The 17,384-nt window shown below is 64.6% G+C and carries 14 protein-coding genes; 3 read left to right on the top strand and 11 right to left on the bottom strand.

The window, feature by feature from the left end; translation table 11 throughout:
* Window positions 1-12: 12 nt before the first annotated feature.
* The 10 genes from AC07Y9_RS16365 to AC07Y9_RS16410 form a co-directional block, all read right to left on the bottom strand.
* On the bottom strand, window positions 13-516 hold the full coding sequence (locus AC07Y9_RS16365; RefSeq protein WP_102679745.1) for a RidA family protein: 504 nt from the start codon (window positions 514-516) through the stop codon (window positions 13-15).
* Between the two features lie 52 nt (window positions 517-568).
* Window positions 569-2,143, bottom strand: a complete 1,575-nt coding sequence (locus AC07Y9_RS16370; protein WP_102679744.1) for a flavin monoamine oxidase family protein — start codon at window positions 2,141-2,143, stop codon at window positions 569-571.
* A 34-nt stretch (window positions 2,144-2,177) separates the two neighbouring features.
* Complete coding sequence (locus AC07Y9_RS16375) at window positions 2,178-4,325, bottom strand: TonB-dependent receptor (protein WP_102679743.1); 2,148 nt, start codon at window positions 4,323-4,325, stop codon at window positions 2,178-2,180.
* A gap of 411 nt (window positions 4,326-4,736) precedes the next feature.
* Entirely contained in the window at window positions 4,737-5,696 is a 960-nt protein-coding gene (locus AC07Y9_RS16380) for a D-isomer specific 2-hydroxyacid dehydrogenase family protein (protein WP_102679742.1), read from the bottom strand.
* Window positions 5,693-6,880, bottom strand: coding sequence for an acyl-CoA dehydrogenase family protein (locus AC07Y9_RS16385; RefSeq protein WP_102679741.1), 1,188 nt, complete (start codon window positions 6,878-6,880; stop codon window positions 5,693-5,695). The genes AC07Y9_RS16380 and AC07Y9_RS16385 overlap by 4 nt, the downstream gene beginning before the upstream one ends.
* Before the next feature lie 36 nt (window positions 6,881-6,916).
* Window positions 6,917-7,912: an ABC transporter substrate-binding protein gene (locus AC07Y9_RS16390; RefSeq protein WP_102679740.1), complete on the bottom strand. Its 996-nt coding sequence runs from the start codon at window positions 7,910-7,912 to the stop codon at window positions 6,917-6,919.
* On the bottom strand, window positions 7,909-9,261 hold the full coding sequence (locus AC07Y9_RS16395) for an LLM class flavin-dependent oxidoreductase (protein ID WP_102679739.1): 1,353 nt from the start codon (window positions 9,259-9,261) through the stop codon (window positions 7,909-7,911). The genes AC07Y9_RS16390 and AC07Y9_RS16395 overlap by 4 nt, the downstream gene beginning before the upstream one ends.
* Window positions 9,262-9,288: 27 nt before the next feature.
* Window positions 9,289-10,260 (bottom strand): ABC transporter substrate-binding protein, encoded by a 972-nt coding sequence (locus tag AC07Y9_RS16400; RefSeq protein ID WP_102679738.1) that lies wholly within the window; start codon window positions 10,258-10,260, stop codon window positions 9,289-9,291.
* Between the two features lie 130 nt (window positions 10,261-10,390).
* Window positions 10,391-11,974 (bottom strand): rhodanese-related sulfurtransferase, encoded by a 1,584-nt coding sequence (locus AC07Y9_RS16405; RefSeq protein ID WP_102679737.1) that lies wholly within the window; start codon window positions 11,972-11,974, stop codon window positions 10,391-10,393.
* Window positions 11,971-12,579 (bottom strand): cysteine dioxygenase family protein, encoded by a 609-nt coding sequence (locus AC07Y9_RS16410; RefSeq protein WP_102679736.1) that lies wholly within the window; start codon window positions 12,577-12,579, stop codon window positions 11,971-11,973. Before AC07Y9_RS16410 ends, AC07Y9_RS16405 begins: the two co-directional genes overlap by 4 nt.
* Window positions 12,580-12,811: 232 nt before the next feature.
* On the opposite strand from AC07Y9_RS16410, the gene AC07Y9_RS16415 reads away from it, so the two are divergent.
* Both AC07Y9_RS16415 and AC07Y9_RS16420 read left to right on the top strand, forming a co-directional pair.
* Complete coding sequence (locus AC07Y9_RS16415) at window positions 12,812-13,717, top strand: LysR family transcriptional regulator (protein WP_009049085.1); 906 nt, start codon at window positions 12,812-12,814, stop codon at window positions 13,715-13,717.
* 142 nt (window positions 13,718-13,859) lie between these two features.
* Window positions 13,860-14,654, top strand: coding sequence for a class II aldolase/adducin family protein (locus AC07Y9_RS16420; protein ID WP_102679735.1), 795 nt, complete (start codon window positions 13,860-13,862; stop codon window positions 14,652-14,654).
* Between the two features lie 361 nt (window positions 14,655-15,015).
* Here the strand turns inward: AC07Y9_RS16420 and AC07Y9_RS16425 are convergent, their stop codons facing one another.
* On the bottom strand, window positions 15,016-16,104 hold the full coding sequence (locus AC07Y9_RS16425) for an LLM class flavin-dependent oxidoreductase (protein WP_102679734.1): 1,089 nt from the start codon (window positions 16,102-16,104) through the stop codon (window positions 15,016-15,018).
* 394 nt (window positions 16,105-16,498) lie between these two features.
* Here AC07Y9_RS16425 and AC07Y9_RS16430 point away from each other — a divergent pair, with 394 nt between their 5' ends.
* Entirely contained in the window at window positions 16,499-17,383 is an 885-nt protein-coding gene (locus AC07Y9_RS16430) for an ABC transporter permease (protein ID WP_102679796.1), read from the top strand.
* Window position 17,384: the final 1 nt, after the last annotated feature.

Raw genomic sequence — 17,384 nt, forward strand, 5'->3', positions numbered from 1 at the left:
TTTGGGGCCGTGTCACTTCTTGCGAGCGGCGACGGCTTCGATTTCCACCAGGCCGCCGGGCAGCGGCAGGGCGACCACCTGCACCGCGGTGCGCGCCGGTTTGTGCGGCTGCTCGGCGCTGCCGAAGAACGGCGTATAGCCTTGCTGCAACCCGGCGAAATCCAGCTTGCCGCCCTTGGCCGGGTCGCCCACCAGGAACACCCGCAGCTGGATCACGTCCCCCAGGTCCAGGCCCTGGCTGTGCAACACGCCCTTGAGCTTGTTGAGGATCGAGGTGGTCTGGGTCGCGGTGTCGCCGTAGGCGGCAAAGGAGTCCTTCGGCGCTTGCGGGTCGTGCAGGTCGGCGAGCAGGCCGCTGACGAACAGCAGCTCGGTCTGCGCCGGCACCGCCACCGCCAGGGAAATCGGAAAGTTGGAATCGGGCAGGGCGATGCGCTTGATCTCGTCGGCGTGGCTGAGGCTGGTGAAGGCGGTGGCGGTCATAAGCAGTCCTGCGAGCAGTGTGGTGGTTTTCATCGGTCGGTCCTTTTTGCTGTGGAGAAAAGGGCGGAAACATCAGTGGGAAAAATCAGGCGGCAACGCCCGGTTGCAGGCGTTCGGCATGGCGGCCGATCAAGGTCACGATGCGGCGCGCCGAATCGGCGGCGCTGTTCTGCCAGATGCCGACGCCGCCATGGGCCAGGGCGTCGCTGGCCAGGTAGGTGCGGCCCTGGGGCTGGTTGAGGATGTGGTAGGCCTGTTCGCCAACCTCGTCGTTGACGATCCACGGGCCTTTGCTGAAGGGCACCTTGGACCAGTTGATGGCCACCGGTTTTTGCAGCTTGGCGCTGTGCCCGGGGTGCAGCAGTTCGACGGCCTGGCGCGAGGAGGCGAACTGCTCGGCCAGGGATTTCTGGCTGAAGGCCTGGGCCGCCGCGCTGGTGTTGTAGGCGGCGATAAGGATGCCCTGGGCGCTGTTCAGCCGGTCGCTGGGGTACCACAGGCCTTTGACCTCGTGGTCCAGGTAGGACAGCCCGCCGAAGATGTTGAAGTCGGTTTCCCAGAAGCGCGGCGACTGCCAGGCCACCTTGTTCGCCTGGTCGCTCTGGGCACTGAGGATCGCCTGCTTGAACGGCGTGCTGAAGTTGTTCGGCAGCTTGGCCAACAGCGGCAGGGGCACGGTGACGATGGCGTAGTCGGCGCTCAGGGTCTGGCTCTTGCCGGTCTGGCGGTCCTTGTAGGTGATGCGGCTGCCAAGCTCTGCGGTCTGGATGTCGCTGACTTCGGCGTGGAAGCGCACCGCATCCTTGAGCTTGTCGTAGAACGCCAGGGGAATGCGGTCCATGCCGCCCACCGGTTGGAACATGGTCGAGGAAAACTCGGGGATTTCATCGAACACCAGCGCGCCCCAGAGCTTGGGGTTGAGCAGGGTCTGCAATTCCAGCGGCGCCCGGGTGATGCCGGTCTGCTCGCCCGCGCCGGGCAGGCGGGTGTAGCCCGAGCGCACCGAGCCCTTGTATTGGAAGTCGGCGTTGAGGTCGCCATAGACCTTGAGAAAATTCAGCAGCGCCTGGCGGTCGTCAGCGCTCAGGTCCTGGTCCAGGGCCTTGCGGCTGACGCTGCGCGCCAGCAGTTCGGACAGCTGGCCACGGCTGTCGTTGACCGCCTGGCGCAGCTGGAACGCCGGCTGCCGGGCGTCGGGCAAGGCCAGGGCATTGCGGCTGCTGTTGACCAGCACTTGCAGCTCGACGCCCAGCTCGCGGCAGTAGCCGAGGAGGGTCTGGTGATGGCTGGGAATGCGCGCCGGGCCGGCGTTGAAGAACTGGCCCTCATCGAAGTCCACGGTCTGGCTGACGCCGTCGTCAAAATCGACCTTGGTGCCGCGGCGCAGGGTCCAGTTGCGTCCGCCCACACGCTCGCGGGCCTCGAGAATGGTCACGCTGAAACCGGCCTTGCGCAGTTCATAGGCGCTGACCAGCCCGGAAATGCCGGCGCCGACCACCACCACATGCTTGCCTTTGCCGCTGCTGCCCAGTTGCAGCGGGTCGAAGCTCGCCGCCATCGCCTTGGGCGCAAGCCCCAGGGCATCGAGGGCGCCGACGGCGGCGGAATAACCACCGACGGCGGCGATACGGGAAATCAGTTGCCTGCGGGTAAAAGCCATAAGGTGCTCCTTGGCATGTTTGCCGATGAGGGGGTCAGAGGTCGTAGCGCACGGACAGCAAGAGGGTTCGCGGGTCGTTGACCGAGTAGTAGCGGGCGCCGCTGGACGGCACGTAGCCCACGGACTGCGGGTAGGCGCGGTCGAGCAGGTTTTTCACCGCCAGGGTGGTGGTCCAGTGGCCGTCGCCGGAGATGTAGCGGGTGTTGGCGTTCCAGAAGGTCTGCCGGGGGATTTCCTGGATGTCGTCGTTCAGCGCGTTGGCGTACGACTTGGTCTGGAACTGCGCATCGCTGCCGGCCAGCCAGGTGCCGGGCAGGCCGGCGGGGATGGTGTAATTGAGGCCGACACTGGTGTTCCAGCGCGGCGAGAACACCAGTTGTTTGCCGTTGGCATCGACCCCGGCGCCGCTGGCGTTCTCGAAGTCGTCGTACTGGCTTTGCAGGTAGCCGAGGTTGAAGGTCAGCTGCAGGTCGCGGGTCAGGGCGCTGAGGGTTTCCAGCTCGACCCCGTAGGTGTGGGCCTGGCCGACATTGGTGCGCAGGCTGACGCCCAGTGCCGGGTCGTAGGCGTTGGTCTGCAGGTCCTTGTAGTCGTTGTAGAACAGCGCCAGGTTGGCCCGCAGGCGGCGGTCGAAGAAGTCGCCCTTGAAGCCGGTTTCCCAGGTGGTCACGTCTTCCGGGGAGAACGCCTGCTCGGCGGCGGCCCGGGTCGGCGCGCGGTTATCGTAGCCACCGGCCTTGAAGCCCTTGGCCACGTAGGCGTACTGGTTCAGGTGCGGCGTCCAGGCGTATTCGAAGCCGAGTTTCGGGCTGGTGGACTGCCAGGATTTGCTCGAATCGGCACTGAAATTAGTGCCGGTGATCCGTCGATTGCTGTCGATGGCGTAGTTGTCGTACTCGAAGTTCTTGTGCTCGCGGGTAAAGCGCAGCCCGGCGATCAGCGACAGTTGCGGGGTGATCTTGTAGCTGCCCTGGCCATACAGCGCATAGCTCTCGGTGTGGGTGGTGCTGTACTGGCCCTGGCCGATCACCCGGTTGCGCGCCACCGAGTAGGTGAGGTTGTCGCGCTCGGCGTCGAACTTCTCGCGGTACAGGTACAGGCCGGTGCTGAAGCTTAGGTCGTCGTAGTCGCCGTTGAACTGGAACTCCTGGGTGGCGTAGTCCTGCTTGTAGAGGATCAGGTTGTTCTGGATCAGCGCCGCCTGGCCCGAGTTGTCGTAGTCCACCGGCTGGTGGAAGGCCGAGTAGGCGGTCACCGACTTGAAATTCAGGTGGTCGTCGATGGCGTAGATCGCCCGCAGCACCGAGCTGCCCTGGTCGAGGCGGTTTTTCGGATCGAGGCTGCTGTAGCTCTTGAACTTGTCGAAGCGGCCGTTGGCATCGAAGGGCGTGTAGCTGGTGGTGTCGCCCCGGTCGAAGGTGCCGGCCAGGGTCAGTTGCACATCCCAGGGCGAATCGTCCGGCTTGTAGCGCAGCTTGCCGCGGTACGACTGGATATCGACGTTGTTCACGTCCTTGCCACGGGTGGGGTTGGAGACGGTGCCGTCGCGGCTCAGGCGGATCGCCGAAAAGCTGCCGAACAGGGTGTTGTCCACCAGAGGCCCGCTGATCAGCAGGCGGCCGTTGCGGGCGTTGTAGTCGCCGGCGCCGAGTTCGAGGAAACCCCGGGTTTCCTGGGTCGGGTCGCGGGTGATCACGCGGATCGCCCCAGCGCTGCTGTTGCGTCCGTACAGGGTGCCCTGGGGGCCGCGCAGGACCTCGACGCGCTCGACGTCGTTGAAATCGAGCATCGAGGAAATCGCCCGTGGGATGTACAGGTCGTCGGCGTAGACCGCCACGGCCGCTTCCTGGATCGGATCGGTCTCGCCGATGCCACGGATGCCGTAGGTCTGCGCGCTGTAGGAGATCGACTGGCGGCTGAGGGTGAGGTTCGGCACCTGCCCGGAGAGGTCGCGGATGCTCTTGATCTGCTTGTCTTCCAGGGCTTTTTCGTCGAACGCGGAGATCGCCAGAGGGGCCTTTTGCAGGTCCTCGGCATGGTGCTCGGCGGTGACGGTGACCACCGGCAGCGCAGCCTTGTCGGTACTTTCTTCGGCGTGGGCCGGCAACCCGGCCAGGTTCAGCGAGACGCCGGCGCTCAGGGAGACAGCCAGCGTCAGGCGGTGTGCGGTGAAGTGCTGCATGGTGAACCCCAGGTGTGTAGGTTGGCGTTGTTATGTTTTTTCGGGCAAAGCTGCGCCGGGGCCATGCTTTGAAAGCCATCGCGGCGGGGGCTTGAGCCGGTTTCAGGTTCGGGTGGAGCTATTGACCGTGGAGTGGTGTCGGCCGGAAAAAATGCAGTTCCGTGGGCCTCCACCTGGTCGGGTGGTCGGTGCTGGATGTAACAGTATTTGTATAAATACGCCGTGTAAAAGTCTGAATAGTTATAAGTTAATTATAAAAATATGTAATTTAATGCGATTAATAAATGCGTATTTCTGATGTTTATCCGGGGTATTCAATAACGCAATCGCGGGCAAGCCTCGCTCCTACAGGTACGTGTGATCCGTAGGAGCGAGGCTTGCCCGCGATTGCGGTGAAACGTCTGGCGCCCGCTAGTAGCCGCGCTCGAGATTCGCCGGGTTCTCCAACGGCTGTCCTGCAAGAAAACGCTCGAGGTTGGCCAGGAAACCGTCGGCGATCTCATGCCGGCTGTTGGTGGAGACCGACGAGGTATGGGGCGACAGCCGCACCCTGGGATGGCTGTACAGCCGATGGCCGGCCGGCAGGGGTTCGGGTTCGGTGACGTCCAGCGAGGCCAGGCCGATGTGCCCGCTGTCCAGGGCCGCGAGCAGGGCGTCCTGGTCCAGCAGGCCGCCGCGGGCGATGTTGATCAGGTGCAGGCCGGGCTTGGCGCTGGCCAGCACCTCGCGGTCGACGATATGCCGGGTCGCTTCGGTCAAGGGCGCCGCCAGCACCAGATGGTCGCTACGGGCGAACAGCTCATGGATGTCCCGCGCCGCCTGCACGCCCTCGACCTCGAACGGCGCCTGGCTCTGGCGCAGGGCAAGCACATTCAGGCCCAGGGCCCGGGCCTTGCCCGCCAGGCTGCGGCCGATCGCGCCAAAGCCGAGAAGCCCCAGGGTGCTGCCCTTGAGCGGGGTCAGCGCGGTGAAGTTCCACTGCGGGTCATGCACCCAGATCTGCGGCAGGTGCTTGGCCGCGGCGAAGATCGCGGCCAGGGCGAACTCGGCGATGTTCTCGGCCCCGCTGCCGCGCAGGGTGCTGACCGGTGGGCCGTTGAACAGCCACCTGGGGTAGAAGTCGATGCCCGACGACACCACCTGGATCCAGCGCAGTGCATAGGGCCAGCCCGGAGGCGGGGTGTCCGGCGCCAGGTAACCCCGCACATTGATCGGTCGCGCCAGCAGGATGCTGACCTCGGCCGGCAGGTCGCTGGGCACGCCGACGGGGACGTCGAGCACCCTGGCCCCGGGGTGAGTCTGCTCAAGGCGCTGGCGGATCACCGCGTTGAAGTCGGCATCCAGTTGGCTGGCGATAACGAGTGGGGTCATGACTTGTCCTTGTTCTGGCGCTGGGCGAATACCGCCTTGCCGACACCTTGCAGCACGGCATCGTTCTGCGGGGTGTGGACACGACCGCAGAGCACATCGCGGTAATGCCGTTGCAGCGGGCTGTGGCGCGACAGGCCGGGGTTGCCGGAAGCCTCGATGGCCAGCTCGACGGCGCGAATCGCGTTGCCGGTCACCAGGTACTTCAGTTGCGCGGCGTTGCTCGTCGGCGTGCGGCCTTCGGCGGCGGAATCCAGCAGGCTGCGGTTGGCGAACAGCAGGGTATCGATATGGCCGAGGGTTTCCTGGAAACGCGGCAGGGTTGCCAATGCCGCGCCGAGGTTGGACGGCTTGCGTTGTTCCAGCCAGCCCACCAGCCAGTCCCGCGCGGCCTGGGCGATGCCGTCGTAGACCGCCGACAGCAGCACCGCCATCCACAGGAAGCCCTCGCCATCCAGCTCCGGCTGCGGCGCGCTCCAGGGGCTGACGCTGACGGCGTGGTCCAGCGGCACCAGCACATTGTCGAACAGCACTTCGTGGCTGCAGGTGGCGCGCATGCCCAGGTGGTCCCAGTCCTCGACGATGCTGATGCCAGGAGTGTCTTTGTGCACCAGCCAGGCGCCGACCAGCGGGTCTTCGTCGGTGCTGCGGGCCCAGACGCTGAACCAGCTCAGGCCATGGCTGCCGGTGGAGTAGATCTTGCGCCCGCTGATGCGCCAGCCGGCGGCGGTGCGCCGGGCGATGGTCGCCGGCAGGCCGCCGCGGGCCGGGGTGCCAAGGTCGGGCTCGACCCGCAGGGCATTGATCAGCGCGCCGTCGCGTACCGCATCGCTGGCCACCCGCAGGCGCAGGGCTTCGGGCCAGCTCTTGCTGTCTTGCAGGCGCGAGTGCTGCAGGTACTGCATCACCAGGATCAGCGCGGTGGAGGGTTCGCCCTTGGCCACCGCGCTGATCACCTTGCGCGCCTGGGCCAGGCTGGCGCCGCCACCGCCCAGGTGCTTGGGCACCGTCAGGGCCAACAGGCCGTGCTGATGCAGCAGGGCAAAGTTGTCCCGGGGAAAGGCGCCGCTCTGGTCATACAGGTGGGCCGTGGCGCCGAGTTGCTGGCCGAGGCCTTGCAGCAAGGCGTCGAAGTCGGCGACTTCGACCGGGTGCAGCAAGGGCGGCAGGGGAGAAGAAAGACTCATGGTGACTTCACTCGATCAAGGAGGCTGGGAGCCGGTTCATAGCGGCAGCAAGGCAAAACTTCGGTCCCACAGGGGACTGACGTCGAGCCGTTCGCTGAGCACGCCGGCGTCGAAGAACAGGTCGGCGACTGCCTGCTGCGAAGCGATGGCCTGATCGTTGACGGCGATGATCCGCGACGGCTGGCTGCGGTTGTTGTACATGTCGAGAAACACCGCCTTGTCGACGCCCAGCAACTGCGCCGACTTGCTCGCCCAGGGCCCGGGGTTGTCGTTGATCCACTCCAGGGTGCGCGCCTGGCGCCGGATATAGTCCTGGATCGCCTGCTTGCGCAGCGGCTCTTCCAGGGCCGCGGGCCGCGCGGCGATCAGGTAGTTGCCGGACAGGTAGCCCAGGGCGGTCTTCAGTACCCGGGCGCCGCTGCGGAATTTCGCCAGCTGGATAAACACGCCATAGATCACCCAGGCATCGAGCTGGCCACTCTGGAAGGCGCTGAACCCATCCTGGGGCGTGAGCGCTACCGCGGTGATGTCGTTCATGCTCAGGCCCTGTTCCTTCAAGGCCTTGATCAGGAAGTAGTGCGAGGTGGTGGAGCGCACATAGCCGACCCGCTTGCCGCGCAACTGCGCGACCGACTCGACCTTCGAGTCCTTGGGAATCAGGAATACCTGGTTGTTCACGTCGCCTTGCAGCACCGCGATCAGGCGTGGCTGGCGATGGCTCTGGATCGAGAAGATCGGCGGGATCTCGCTCATCCCACCGACGTCCAGGCTGCCCGAGGCCAAGGCCTCGACGATCAGGTTGCCGCCGGCGAACTCCGAGTATTCGACCTTATAGGGGGTGTTGGCGGTGCCGGCGTCCTCGACGAAGTAGGAGTCCTGCCCACGGTAGGTGGCGACTCCCAGGGTCAGGTCGGCAAGGCTGTTGCCTTGGGCGAATACCCGTGGCGCGAACCCCAGCGATGACAAACCCAAGGCGCCGAGGGCCAGCGAGCTGGCGGTGAGGAAGCCGCGACGGTTGAGGTATTCGCTCATGCCACGGCCTCGCTCTGGGTTGCGCTGGCCTGGGACGCAGTGGCGTAGCGGTTGACCGGCACCGGCAGGCCGAGGTTGTCGCGCAGGGTCTGGCCGCTGTATTGGTCACGGAACAGACCGCGTTGTTGCAGCACCGGCACCACCCGTTCGGTGAAGTACTGCAGGCCGTCCGGCAGCAGCGAGTTGATGATGAAACCGTCGGCCGCGCCTTCTTCGAACCATGTCTGAATGGCGTCGGCGACCTGCTCAGGGGTGCCGACGAAGTCGCGCCGTGGTCGGGAGAAGCGCAGGGCCACTTCGCGCAAGGTCAGGCCCTCATCCCTGGCCAGCTGCTTGATCCGCTCCGAGCCGCCTTTCTGGCTGTTGGCGCCGAGGTCGCCGAGGTCGGGGAAGGGCCCGTCCAGCGGGTACTGGCTGAAGTCATGGTCGTTGAACGGCCGGCCGAGAGCGACTATGGCGTCTTCGATGCTCACCAGCGCTACCGCCTGCTGGTAACGCTCTTCGACTTCTGCGGCATCGCGGCCAACGATCGGGCGGATGCCGGGCAGGATCGACAGCAGCTGTGGATCGCGGCCAAAGCCGCTGGCGCGGCGTTTCAGGTCCTGATAATAGGCGCGGGCTTCGTCGAAGCCCTCGGAATTGACGAAAATCGCATCGGCATTTTCGGCGGCGAAATTGCGCCCGTCCTCGGAGGTGCCAGCCTGGAAGATCACCGGCTGGCCTTGCCGGGAGCGCGCGATGTTCAGCGGGCCCTTCACCGAGAAGAACTCGCCCTTGTGCTCCAGGGCATGCAGCTTGCCGGGGGTGAAGAATTCGCCGCTGTGCTTGTCGTAGGCGAAGGCGTCGTCTTCCCAGGAGTCCCACAGGCCCTGGACCACCGCCACATGTTCCTTGGCGATGCGGTAGCGCACGGCGTGGGGCGGGTGCTCGGCCTTGCCGAAGTTGTCGGCGGTGCCGCTGAGCCAGGAGGTGACCACGTTCCAGCCGGCGCGACCGCCGCTGATATGGTCCAGCGAGGCGAGCTGGCGGGCGACCTGGAACGGCTCGGTGTAGCTGACGGTGACAGTGGCCACCAGGCCGATATGCCGGGTGCTGGCGGCCAGGGCCGAGAGGATGGTCAGCGGCTCGAAGCGGTTGAGGTAGTGCGGGCTGGATTTTTCATGGATGTGCAGGCTGTCGGCGATGAACACGAAGTCGAACTTCGCCGCCTCGGCCAGCTGCGCCTGCTGCTTATAGAAGTCGAAGTTCACGCTGGCGTTGGCCAGGGCCCGCGGATGGCGCCATTCGCCCCAGCCGTGACCGACGCCATGGACCATCGCGCCGAGTTTCAATTGACGTTGTTTGCTCATGGTGGTGCTCCTGAATCCGTAGCCTGGTTAGCGGGATGCCTGGTTGAGTTGCACGCGCGGGGTGTTGAAGCTCTTGTCGAAGCCTTGGGAAACGTCGATGGGCCGGGTGAGGATGCCTTCCTCGCGGTAGATGTCCGCGGTGGTTTGCAGGCCGCCGATGACCTGGTCGTCGATCGCCACCGGCTGCATGTGCGTGGCCTTGGCCACCGCCAGGTGCACCGCCAGCGGCAGGCCGGTGACCTGGGCCTGGGCGGCGGCGAACTCCTGGGGATGGGCATTGGTCCAGCGGTAGGCGCGATCGACCCGGGCGACGAAGTCTTCGAGCTGCTGGCGTTTGTCGGTGATGGCCTGGCGGGTGGCGGCCAGGTACAGGTGGTTGCTCAGCAGGCTGTCGCCGCTGGCCAGCACCTTGGCCTGGCTCTGGGTGGTGGCGATGGTGGTGTAGGGGTCCCAGGTCGACCAGGCGTCGGCGCTGCCGTTGTCCAGGAGGGTGCGCGACTCGCTGGGCAGCAGATAGATGAACTGCACGTCCTGGGTGCTCAGGCCGACACTGCGCAGGGCCTTGATCGCCAGGAAGTGGCCGATGGAGCCACGGGTGGTGACGATGCGCTTGCCCTTGAGGTCGCGGGCGTCGTTCAGCGGCGAATCCCTGGGCGCGAGAATGGCCGTGGTGTAGCGCCCCTCGGCATGGACGATGCTGACCACCTTAAGCGGCGCGCCGGCACCGAGGGCGAACACATAGGGCGCATCGCCCAGGGCGCCGATATCCACGGCGCCGGCATTCAGCGCTTCGCCCAGGGGGGCGGCGGCGGGGAACTCGGAGAACTGGATTTCATAAGGCACGTCCTGCAGCTCGCCGGAGACTTGCAGCAAGACCTTGATCGTGGATTTCTGATTGGCCACCCGCAGCGGTTGCAGGTCGGCGGCCTGCACCGTGGCGGCGAGGCAGAGAGTGGCAGCCAGCAACAGCGGGGTGATGAAGGGCAGGGTAGCGCGCATGACGACAGGCTCCAGGCGGGTGTCGGTGGTTTGGGGTCACCTCCGCCTGGAGAAAGGGGTCGGTCCGGGTGTTGCGTCGGCTGGCTCATGACCGCTGAAGGCACATGAGCCGGGCTTCAATTCACAGGGTTCAGATCACATAAAAACCGTGGGTGCCGTCGCGGGCCAGTTGCTCCACCAATCCGAACTCCCAGTCCAGGTAGGCTTGCATGGCTTCGCGGGGGTTGTCGGTGCCCTCGTAGGGCCGGCGATAACGGTCGATGCGCGGCGAGGCCAGGCGGGTTTCGCCCGTCTCCAGCGGCAGCTGCGCGGCGATCCAGTTGGCGGTGCCCTGGTGCAGCAGGAATACCGCCTTGCCGGTCAGGGCCTCGACCTCGGCGACTGCCAGCCGTGCCAACTGGCTGCTGCCGCAGGTCAGCACATAACGCTCGGCGGGCGGCAGCTTGGCCAGGACCTGCGGCAACTGCGCGCGCAAGGCCCACCAGGCCCCCGGGATATGCCGCTTGACGTAGTTGGCGCTGCTGGTGAAATCCAGCACCAGAGTGTCGCCTTCGCCCAGCCACTGGGCCAGGGTGTCCGGGCTGATTTCCTCGGCCTGGCGCGGCGCGGGCACCGGGGCCTGCCAGGGGCCTCGTTCGCTGAAATGTGCGGGCTGCAAGTCGTCCAGCACGTACACCTGCCAGCCCAGCTGCGCCAGCCAGGAGGCGGACATATTGGCGCGCACGCCATCGTCGTCCACCAGCACCAGGCGCGCGCCGCGCACACTGGCGAAATGATCGGTTTCCTGTACCAGTTGTCCGCCGGGGGTGGAGCGGGCCGTGGGCAGGTGGCCGGCCTCGAATTCTTCCGCGGTGCGCACGTCGAACAGGTAGGTGCTGCGCTGCGTTTCCTGCTGCCAGCGTTGCAGATCGCCGAGGCTGGCGCGGCCCACTCGTGCCTTGTCGGCCACCCGCCGGGCGTCATCGGCGGCAATGGCGCGATGAGCTTCGCTGGTCGCAGCGAAGCGCCGCGACTGGCCGTGCTCCAGCGCCTGCCCGGCCAGGGTCCAGCCGATGGTGCCGTTGCGCAGGGCGGCCACCGGGTTGGCGATGCCGGCGTTGATCAGCGACTGGGTGCCGATGATGCTGCGGGTGCGTCCGGCGCAGTTGACGATGATCCGGGTCGCCGGGTCCGGCGCCAGCTCGCGGGCGCGTAGCACCAGCTCCGCCCCCGGCACGCTGATGCCACGGGGAATGCTCATGGTCTGGTATTCGTCGAAACGCCGGGCGTCGAGCACCACCACGTCAGCCTGGCTGTCGAGCAGGGCCTGGACTTCTTCCGCCGCCAGGGACGGCGTATGCCGCTGGCTTTCCACCAGTTCGCCGAAGGCCTTGCTCGGCACATTGACGTCGATAAACAACTCGCCACCGGCGTCGCGCCAGCCTTGCAGGCCGCCCTCGAGCAAGCTGACGTTGCTGTAGCCCAGCGCTTGCAGACGTTGCACGGCACGTTCCGCCAGGCCTTCGCCATGGTCATAGAGGGTGATCTGGGTATCGCGCCGGGGAATCCGTGAATACACCTCCAGCTCCAGTTTCGACAGCGGGATATTGGCGGCGAACAGCGGATGCCCCTGGGCGAAGGGCGCCTCTTCGCGCACATCGACGAGGGCCAGCTCTTCACGGTTCAGCAGCGCCTGGCGGATCTGCGGGTAGGAGCGGGTAGGTGCTGTGCTCATAGGGCTTGGCTCTCTTTGGACAGGTCCCAGATATTGGGCAGGAAGGCGTTGGAATAACCGGAAATGAACAGTTTTTCGCTGCCGTCGGCTTGGTACACCGCGCGGCGCACGGCACCAATATTGGCGCCATAGACATGGATACTGATGGACACTTGGTCGTCGAAGGCATTGCTGACCTGATGGATGTCGCCGATCTTCGGCGACACCGCCTCGACCTGGCCGGGCAGCAGCTGGATTCGCTGGCCCTCGGCCCGCAGGCTGCCGTCGCTGTGGCGGGCAAAGCCCTGGGAATACTCCGCGCCGCGCAACATGCCGATCAGCCCCCAGACCCGGTGGTCGTGGATCGGCGTGCGTTGCCCCGGCCCCCAGACAAAACTGACGACGCTGAAGCGCTGCCGGGAATCGGCGTGCAGCAGGTACTGTTGATAGCGCGCAGGGTCCGGCTGGGCGAAGTCTTCGGGCAACCAGTCGTCATGGCTGACCAGCTGGGCCAGCAGCTTGCCGCCGCGGTGCAGCAGATCGCCTTCGCGAGGGTTGCTGTCGATCAGCTCCGCCAGGGCGCCTATGAATGCTCTGAGTCTCTCCGGGTGTCGGGCCTGGGTCATGGCGATTCCGTGGTCGTGGTCTAAGTTCGATATCAGGTTCGTTATCAGGATTTAAGCATAATGATTTTTCTTAATATGCTATTTTTTTATGATTAGGTTATAGCTGAAAGGAATTTAGAACCCTTGTGAATAGCGTTAGACGTTATCGATAGATGCGCCAGGCTATTCAGCTACGCACATTCAAACTATGCTTTTCGAACATCTTAATGACTGTTCTCTATGTGCGGGCCAAATGAAAATTGATGATATCGACGCCTTTGTCGAAGTGATTCGTTGCCAGTCCATCAGCCATGCCGCCGAGACCTTGCAACTGACGCAACCGGCGATCACCCGGCGGGTGCAGAACTTCGAGCAGGCCTTGGGCGTGGAGCTGTTCGACCGCAATACCAAGCCGCTCAAGCCGACCCTGATCGGTACCCGGGTGTACGAGCAGTGCCGGCTGATCCTGCGGGAAATGGATGCCCTGCGCGAACTGGTGGCCACCGATGCGCCGCCCACCGGGCTGTTGCGCCTGGGCGTGCCGCAGACCATCGGCGATGTGGTGCTGCTCGATGCCCTCAAGCACCTGCGGGTCGAATACCCCGAGTTGCGCGCCCAGGTGGCCACGGGCTGGGGCAGCCAGCTGGTGGGCAAGATCGAGCGTGGCGAGCTGGACGCGGCGGCCGCGCTGTTCCCGGCCGGCAAGATCTTTCCGGACAACATCATCGGTGAGTCGATCGGCAAGATGGAGCTGGTGGTGGTCTGCGCCAAGGCGCAATTGCCCAAGCGCCCGTGCAAGCTTGCGGACATTTACCAGAACGGCTGGATTCTCAATCCGGACGGCTGCGGTTTCCGCGCCGGGCTGCAACGCACCCTGTCGGACCAGGGCCTGGCCCTGCGGGTCAACCTGGAAACCTTCGGCACCGAGTTGCAACTGGGCCTGGTGGCCGATGGCCTGGGTCTGGGCCTGGTGCCGCGGCCGTTGCTGGAGCGCAGCGCCCACCGCGAACAACTGGCGGTGATGCCGCTCAAGGACTTCAAGCCGGTGATGGATCTGTGGCTGATCTACCCGCATTTTCTCGGCAACCTGCAAGGGCCGGTGGATGCCTTTGGCAAGCTGGTCGCGGGCTCGCTGCAGAAGATCAAGAGCGCCGCGTGAGCGGGGTAAAGAGGGAGGGGAGAGGGACGGCTTAAAATAAAAAATAATGATAATTAGCTTAGATTAAAATGTGCTTTTTATTATTTTTTGCCTTCCCCTAGGCTTGCTGGAGTTCCTTAAAGGCCATCCAGGAAGTTTTGCCATGAGCAGCGTCAGCCCGTTATCCAGCGTCTCGAAAAATGTTCGCCAGCGTGTCAGCCCCGAAGAATGGGAGGTGCGCGTGAAGCTCGCCGCGGCCTACCGGCTGGCGGCCTTGTACAGGTGGACCGATCACATCTACACGCACTTTTCCGCGCGGGTGCCGGGGCCCGACGAGCATTTCCTGATCAACGCCTTCGGCTTGCTGTTCGACGAAATCAGCGCCTCCAACCTGGTCAAGGTCGACATCGACGGCACCATCGTCGACGACCCCACGGGCCTGGGCATCAACTATGCCGGTTATGTGATCCACAGCGCGATCCACGGCGCCCGTCCCGACCTGCACGCGGTCCTGCACACCCACACTCGCGACGGCATCGCCGTGTCCGCCCAGCGCGACGGCCTGCTGCCGATCTCCCAGCACGCCATCGGCTTTTCCGGGCGCGTGGCCTACCACGGCTACGAAGGCATCGCCCTCGACCTCGACGAGCGCGAACGGCTGGTGGCGGACCTGGGGGACAAGAGCGTGCTGATCCTGCGCAACCACGGGCTGCTCACCGCGGGCATCAGCGTCGAGCATGCGTTCCAGCAACTGCATTACCTGGAGCGCGCCTGCAATATCCAGATCGCTGCCCAGGCCAGCGGCAATGCCGAACTGATTTTCCCGCCGGCCGAGGTAGTGGCCAAGGTCGAGAAGCAGGCCGAAGCCTTCAAGAGTGGTGATGGGCCGGGTGTCGCCCGGCATTGGAATGCATTGATCCGTCAGTTGGAGCGTAGCGATACGGGCTACAAGGAGTGATGGTACGGACATGCCAGCGCGCTTACGCACTGTAGCCGCTGGCGCAGCCTGCGATCGGCTTGGGCGGCATTCCGACGCAGCAGTCGTGAATCCGCAAGACGCGGTCTGCCTGACATACCGCAGTCTCCGGTTTTACGTCTGCTGCGCAGCCGATCGCAGGCTGCGCCAGCGGCTACAAGGCGTCAATCCAGCAAGGCGTGATGCTTTGTAGCCGCTGCCGAGCGAAGCGAGGCTGCGAACGACCGCGCAGCGGGCGCCAGGCCAGGCGCCGCCAAGGGTCAGTAATAGCGCGTTGCGCCCCGATCGCAGCCTGCGGCAGCGGCTACAGGGCGATCAGGGCTCCATGCGTCGGGGTTTCAGCTCAGGCGACTTTTTCCGCGGCCAGCCGCTCGCGCTCGACTACCAGCTTGCGGGTCAGCGGGATCAGGCGCTGGCCATAGTCGATGGCATCCTCGAGCGGGTCGAAACCGCGGATCAGGAAGGTGGTGATGCCCAGGTCGTAATAGTCGAGCAGGGCTTCGGCCACTTGCTCCGGGGTGCCGACCAGGGACGTCGAGTTGCCCTGGGCACCGAGCAGCCCGGCGATGCCGGTCCACAGCCGCTTGTCCAGGCGCGAGCCCTGGGCCGCTGCCGCCAGCAGGCGGCGCGAACCTTCATTGGGTGGTTCGCGGCGGACAAAACCGTTCCGTTCGGCGAGAGCCGTAGCCTGCTGCAGGATGCGTTCGGCGCGGGCCCAGGCCTGCTCTTCGGTATCCGCCAGGATCGGCCGCAACGACAGGCTGAACCTGATGCTGCGACCATGCTTGGCGGCCTCGGCACGCACCTGGCTCACCACTTCGCGCACCTGCTCGTAGGTTTCGCCCCACAGCGCATAGACGTCCGCATGCTTGCCGGCCACCGCGATGGCCGCCGCCGAGGAACCGCCGAAGTACAGCGGAATGTGCGGCTGTTGCGGCGACTGCACCGCCGAATACGCGCCCTCGACCTGGTAATACTGGCCTTGATAGTCGAAGGGCTGGTCGCGGGTCCATTCCTGGCGCAGCACGTCCAGGTATTCGTCGGTGCGGGCGTAGCGCTGGTCCTTGCCGATGTAGCTGCCGTCGGCGCGCAACTCGCGGTCATCGCCGCCGGTGATGATGTGCACCGCGGTGCGCCCACCATTGAACACATCCAGGGTGGTGAACTGGCGCGCGGCCAGGGTCGGCGCGGCGAAACCCGGGCGGTGGGCGATCAGGAACTTGAGCTTTTTCGTCACGCTGGCGGCGTGCGCGGCGATCAGGGTGCTGTCCGGGCTGTTGGAGTGGAACGCCACCAGGGCGCGGTCAAAGCCGGCGTCTTCATGGGCGCGGGCGACTTTCTCCACGTAGTCGGGTTGCAGCACGGGGCCGCTGCGTGGGTGGATTTCCGAGGCGTGGTGGCCGCCGATAAAACCGATGAATTCGATACTCATGGTGGATTCCCTGTTTTCTTCCAATAGTTTTCCAATAGGCGTGATTCAGCCTCCACCGGGCAAGGGGTCGGTCCGTGGTGTCGAAAGTAGGCGCAGCGGGGCAGGGTGTGAAATGCCGTTTTGTTCTAAGTTAATTATTAAATTAACTGATTATTTAAATATCCATGTATCAGCAATGTGCATTTTATAGCGCTGCATTCGCACACCCCGCAAAGGGCGTTGGCCGAGCCGTCTTACTATGCAAATAATTTATCTGGTTAATTTTCTATCTGATTTTTAATCATATTAGGTTATTCCCAAAAAGAATTTCACTGCGATTTTTTATGCGAATAGCATGAATTCGAAGCTGAAACATGGCGCCTCCGGCCATGGGCTTGATGAGGAAGGAAGCCTGATGAGCGACAAGACTTTCGAGACACCGGGCGCCAGCAGCTCGTTTTCCGTCGATAAGGCCGTTCGCTTCAACAGTACAGGGCAGGGTGGGGCTCGCTGGATCCCGCAGTGGCTGCGCAACTGGCGCACCCCCGAGGCGCTGCTGCGGCTGATCAGCCCGATCGTGCTGCTGTTGTTGTGGGAACTGGCCTCGCGCTGGGGGCTGATTCCCCAGCGGGTGATCGCCGCGCCGTCGCAGATCGGCGGCACGCTCTGGGCCATGATCGCTTCCGGTGAATTGGGCAAGCACCTGCTGGTGTCGCTGCAACGGGCGCTGGTGGGCTTGAGCATCGGCGTCAGCATCGGGGTAGTCGCGGCGCTGATCAGCGGCCTGTCGAAACGCGGCGAGGTGGTGCTGGATTCGCCGATGCAGATGCTGCGCACCATTCCCTCCCTGGCCCTGGTGCCGCTGTTCATTCTCTGGTTCGGCATCGGCGAGTTCACCAAGATCGCCCTGATCGTCACCGGCACCACCTTCCCGGTGTACCTGAACCTGTTCGCCGGTATCCGCAATATCGACCCCAAGCTGATCGAGGCCGCCAACACCCTGGGCCTGAGCCGGCGCGAGCTGATCTGGCACGTGATCCTGCCGGGCGCCTTGCCCTCGTTTTTCGTTGGCCTGCGCTATTCCCTGGGGATTTCCTGGCTGGCCCTGGTGTTCGTCGAGCAGATCAACACCACCGCTGGCATCGGTTATCTGGCCAGTGATGCGCGGGACTTCATGCGCACCGACGTGATCGTCATCTGCCTGCTGATCTACAGCGTCCTCGGCCTGCTGATCGACGGCCTGATCCGCACCCTGGAACGTTTTGCCCTGGCCTGGCGCCCAACTTTCGTGAGGAATTGAT

This window comes from Pseudomonas sp. GW456-L12 (assembly GCF_059424045.1).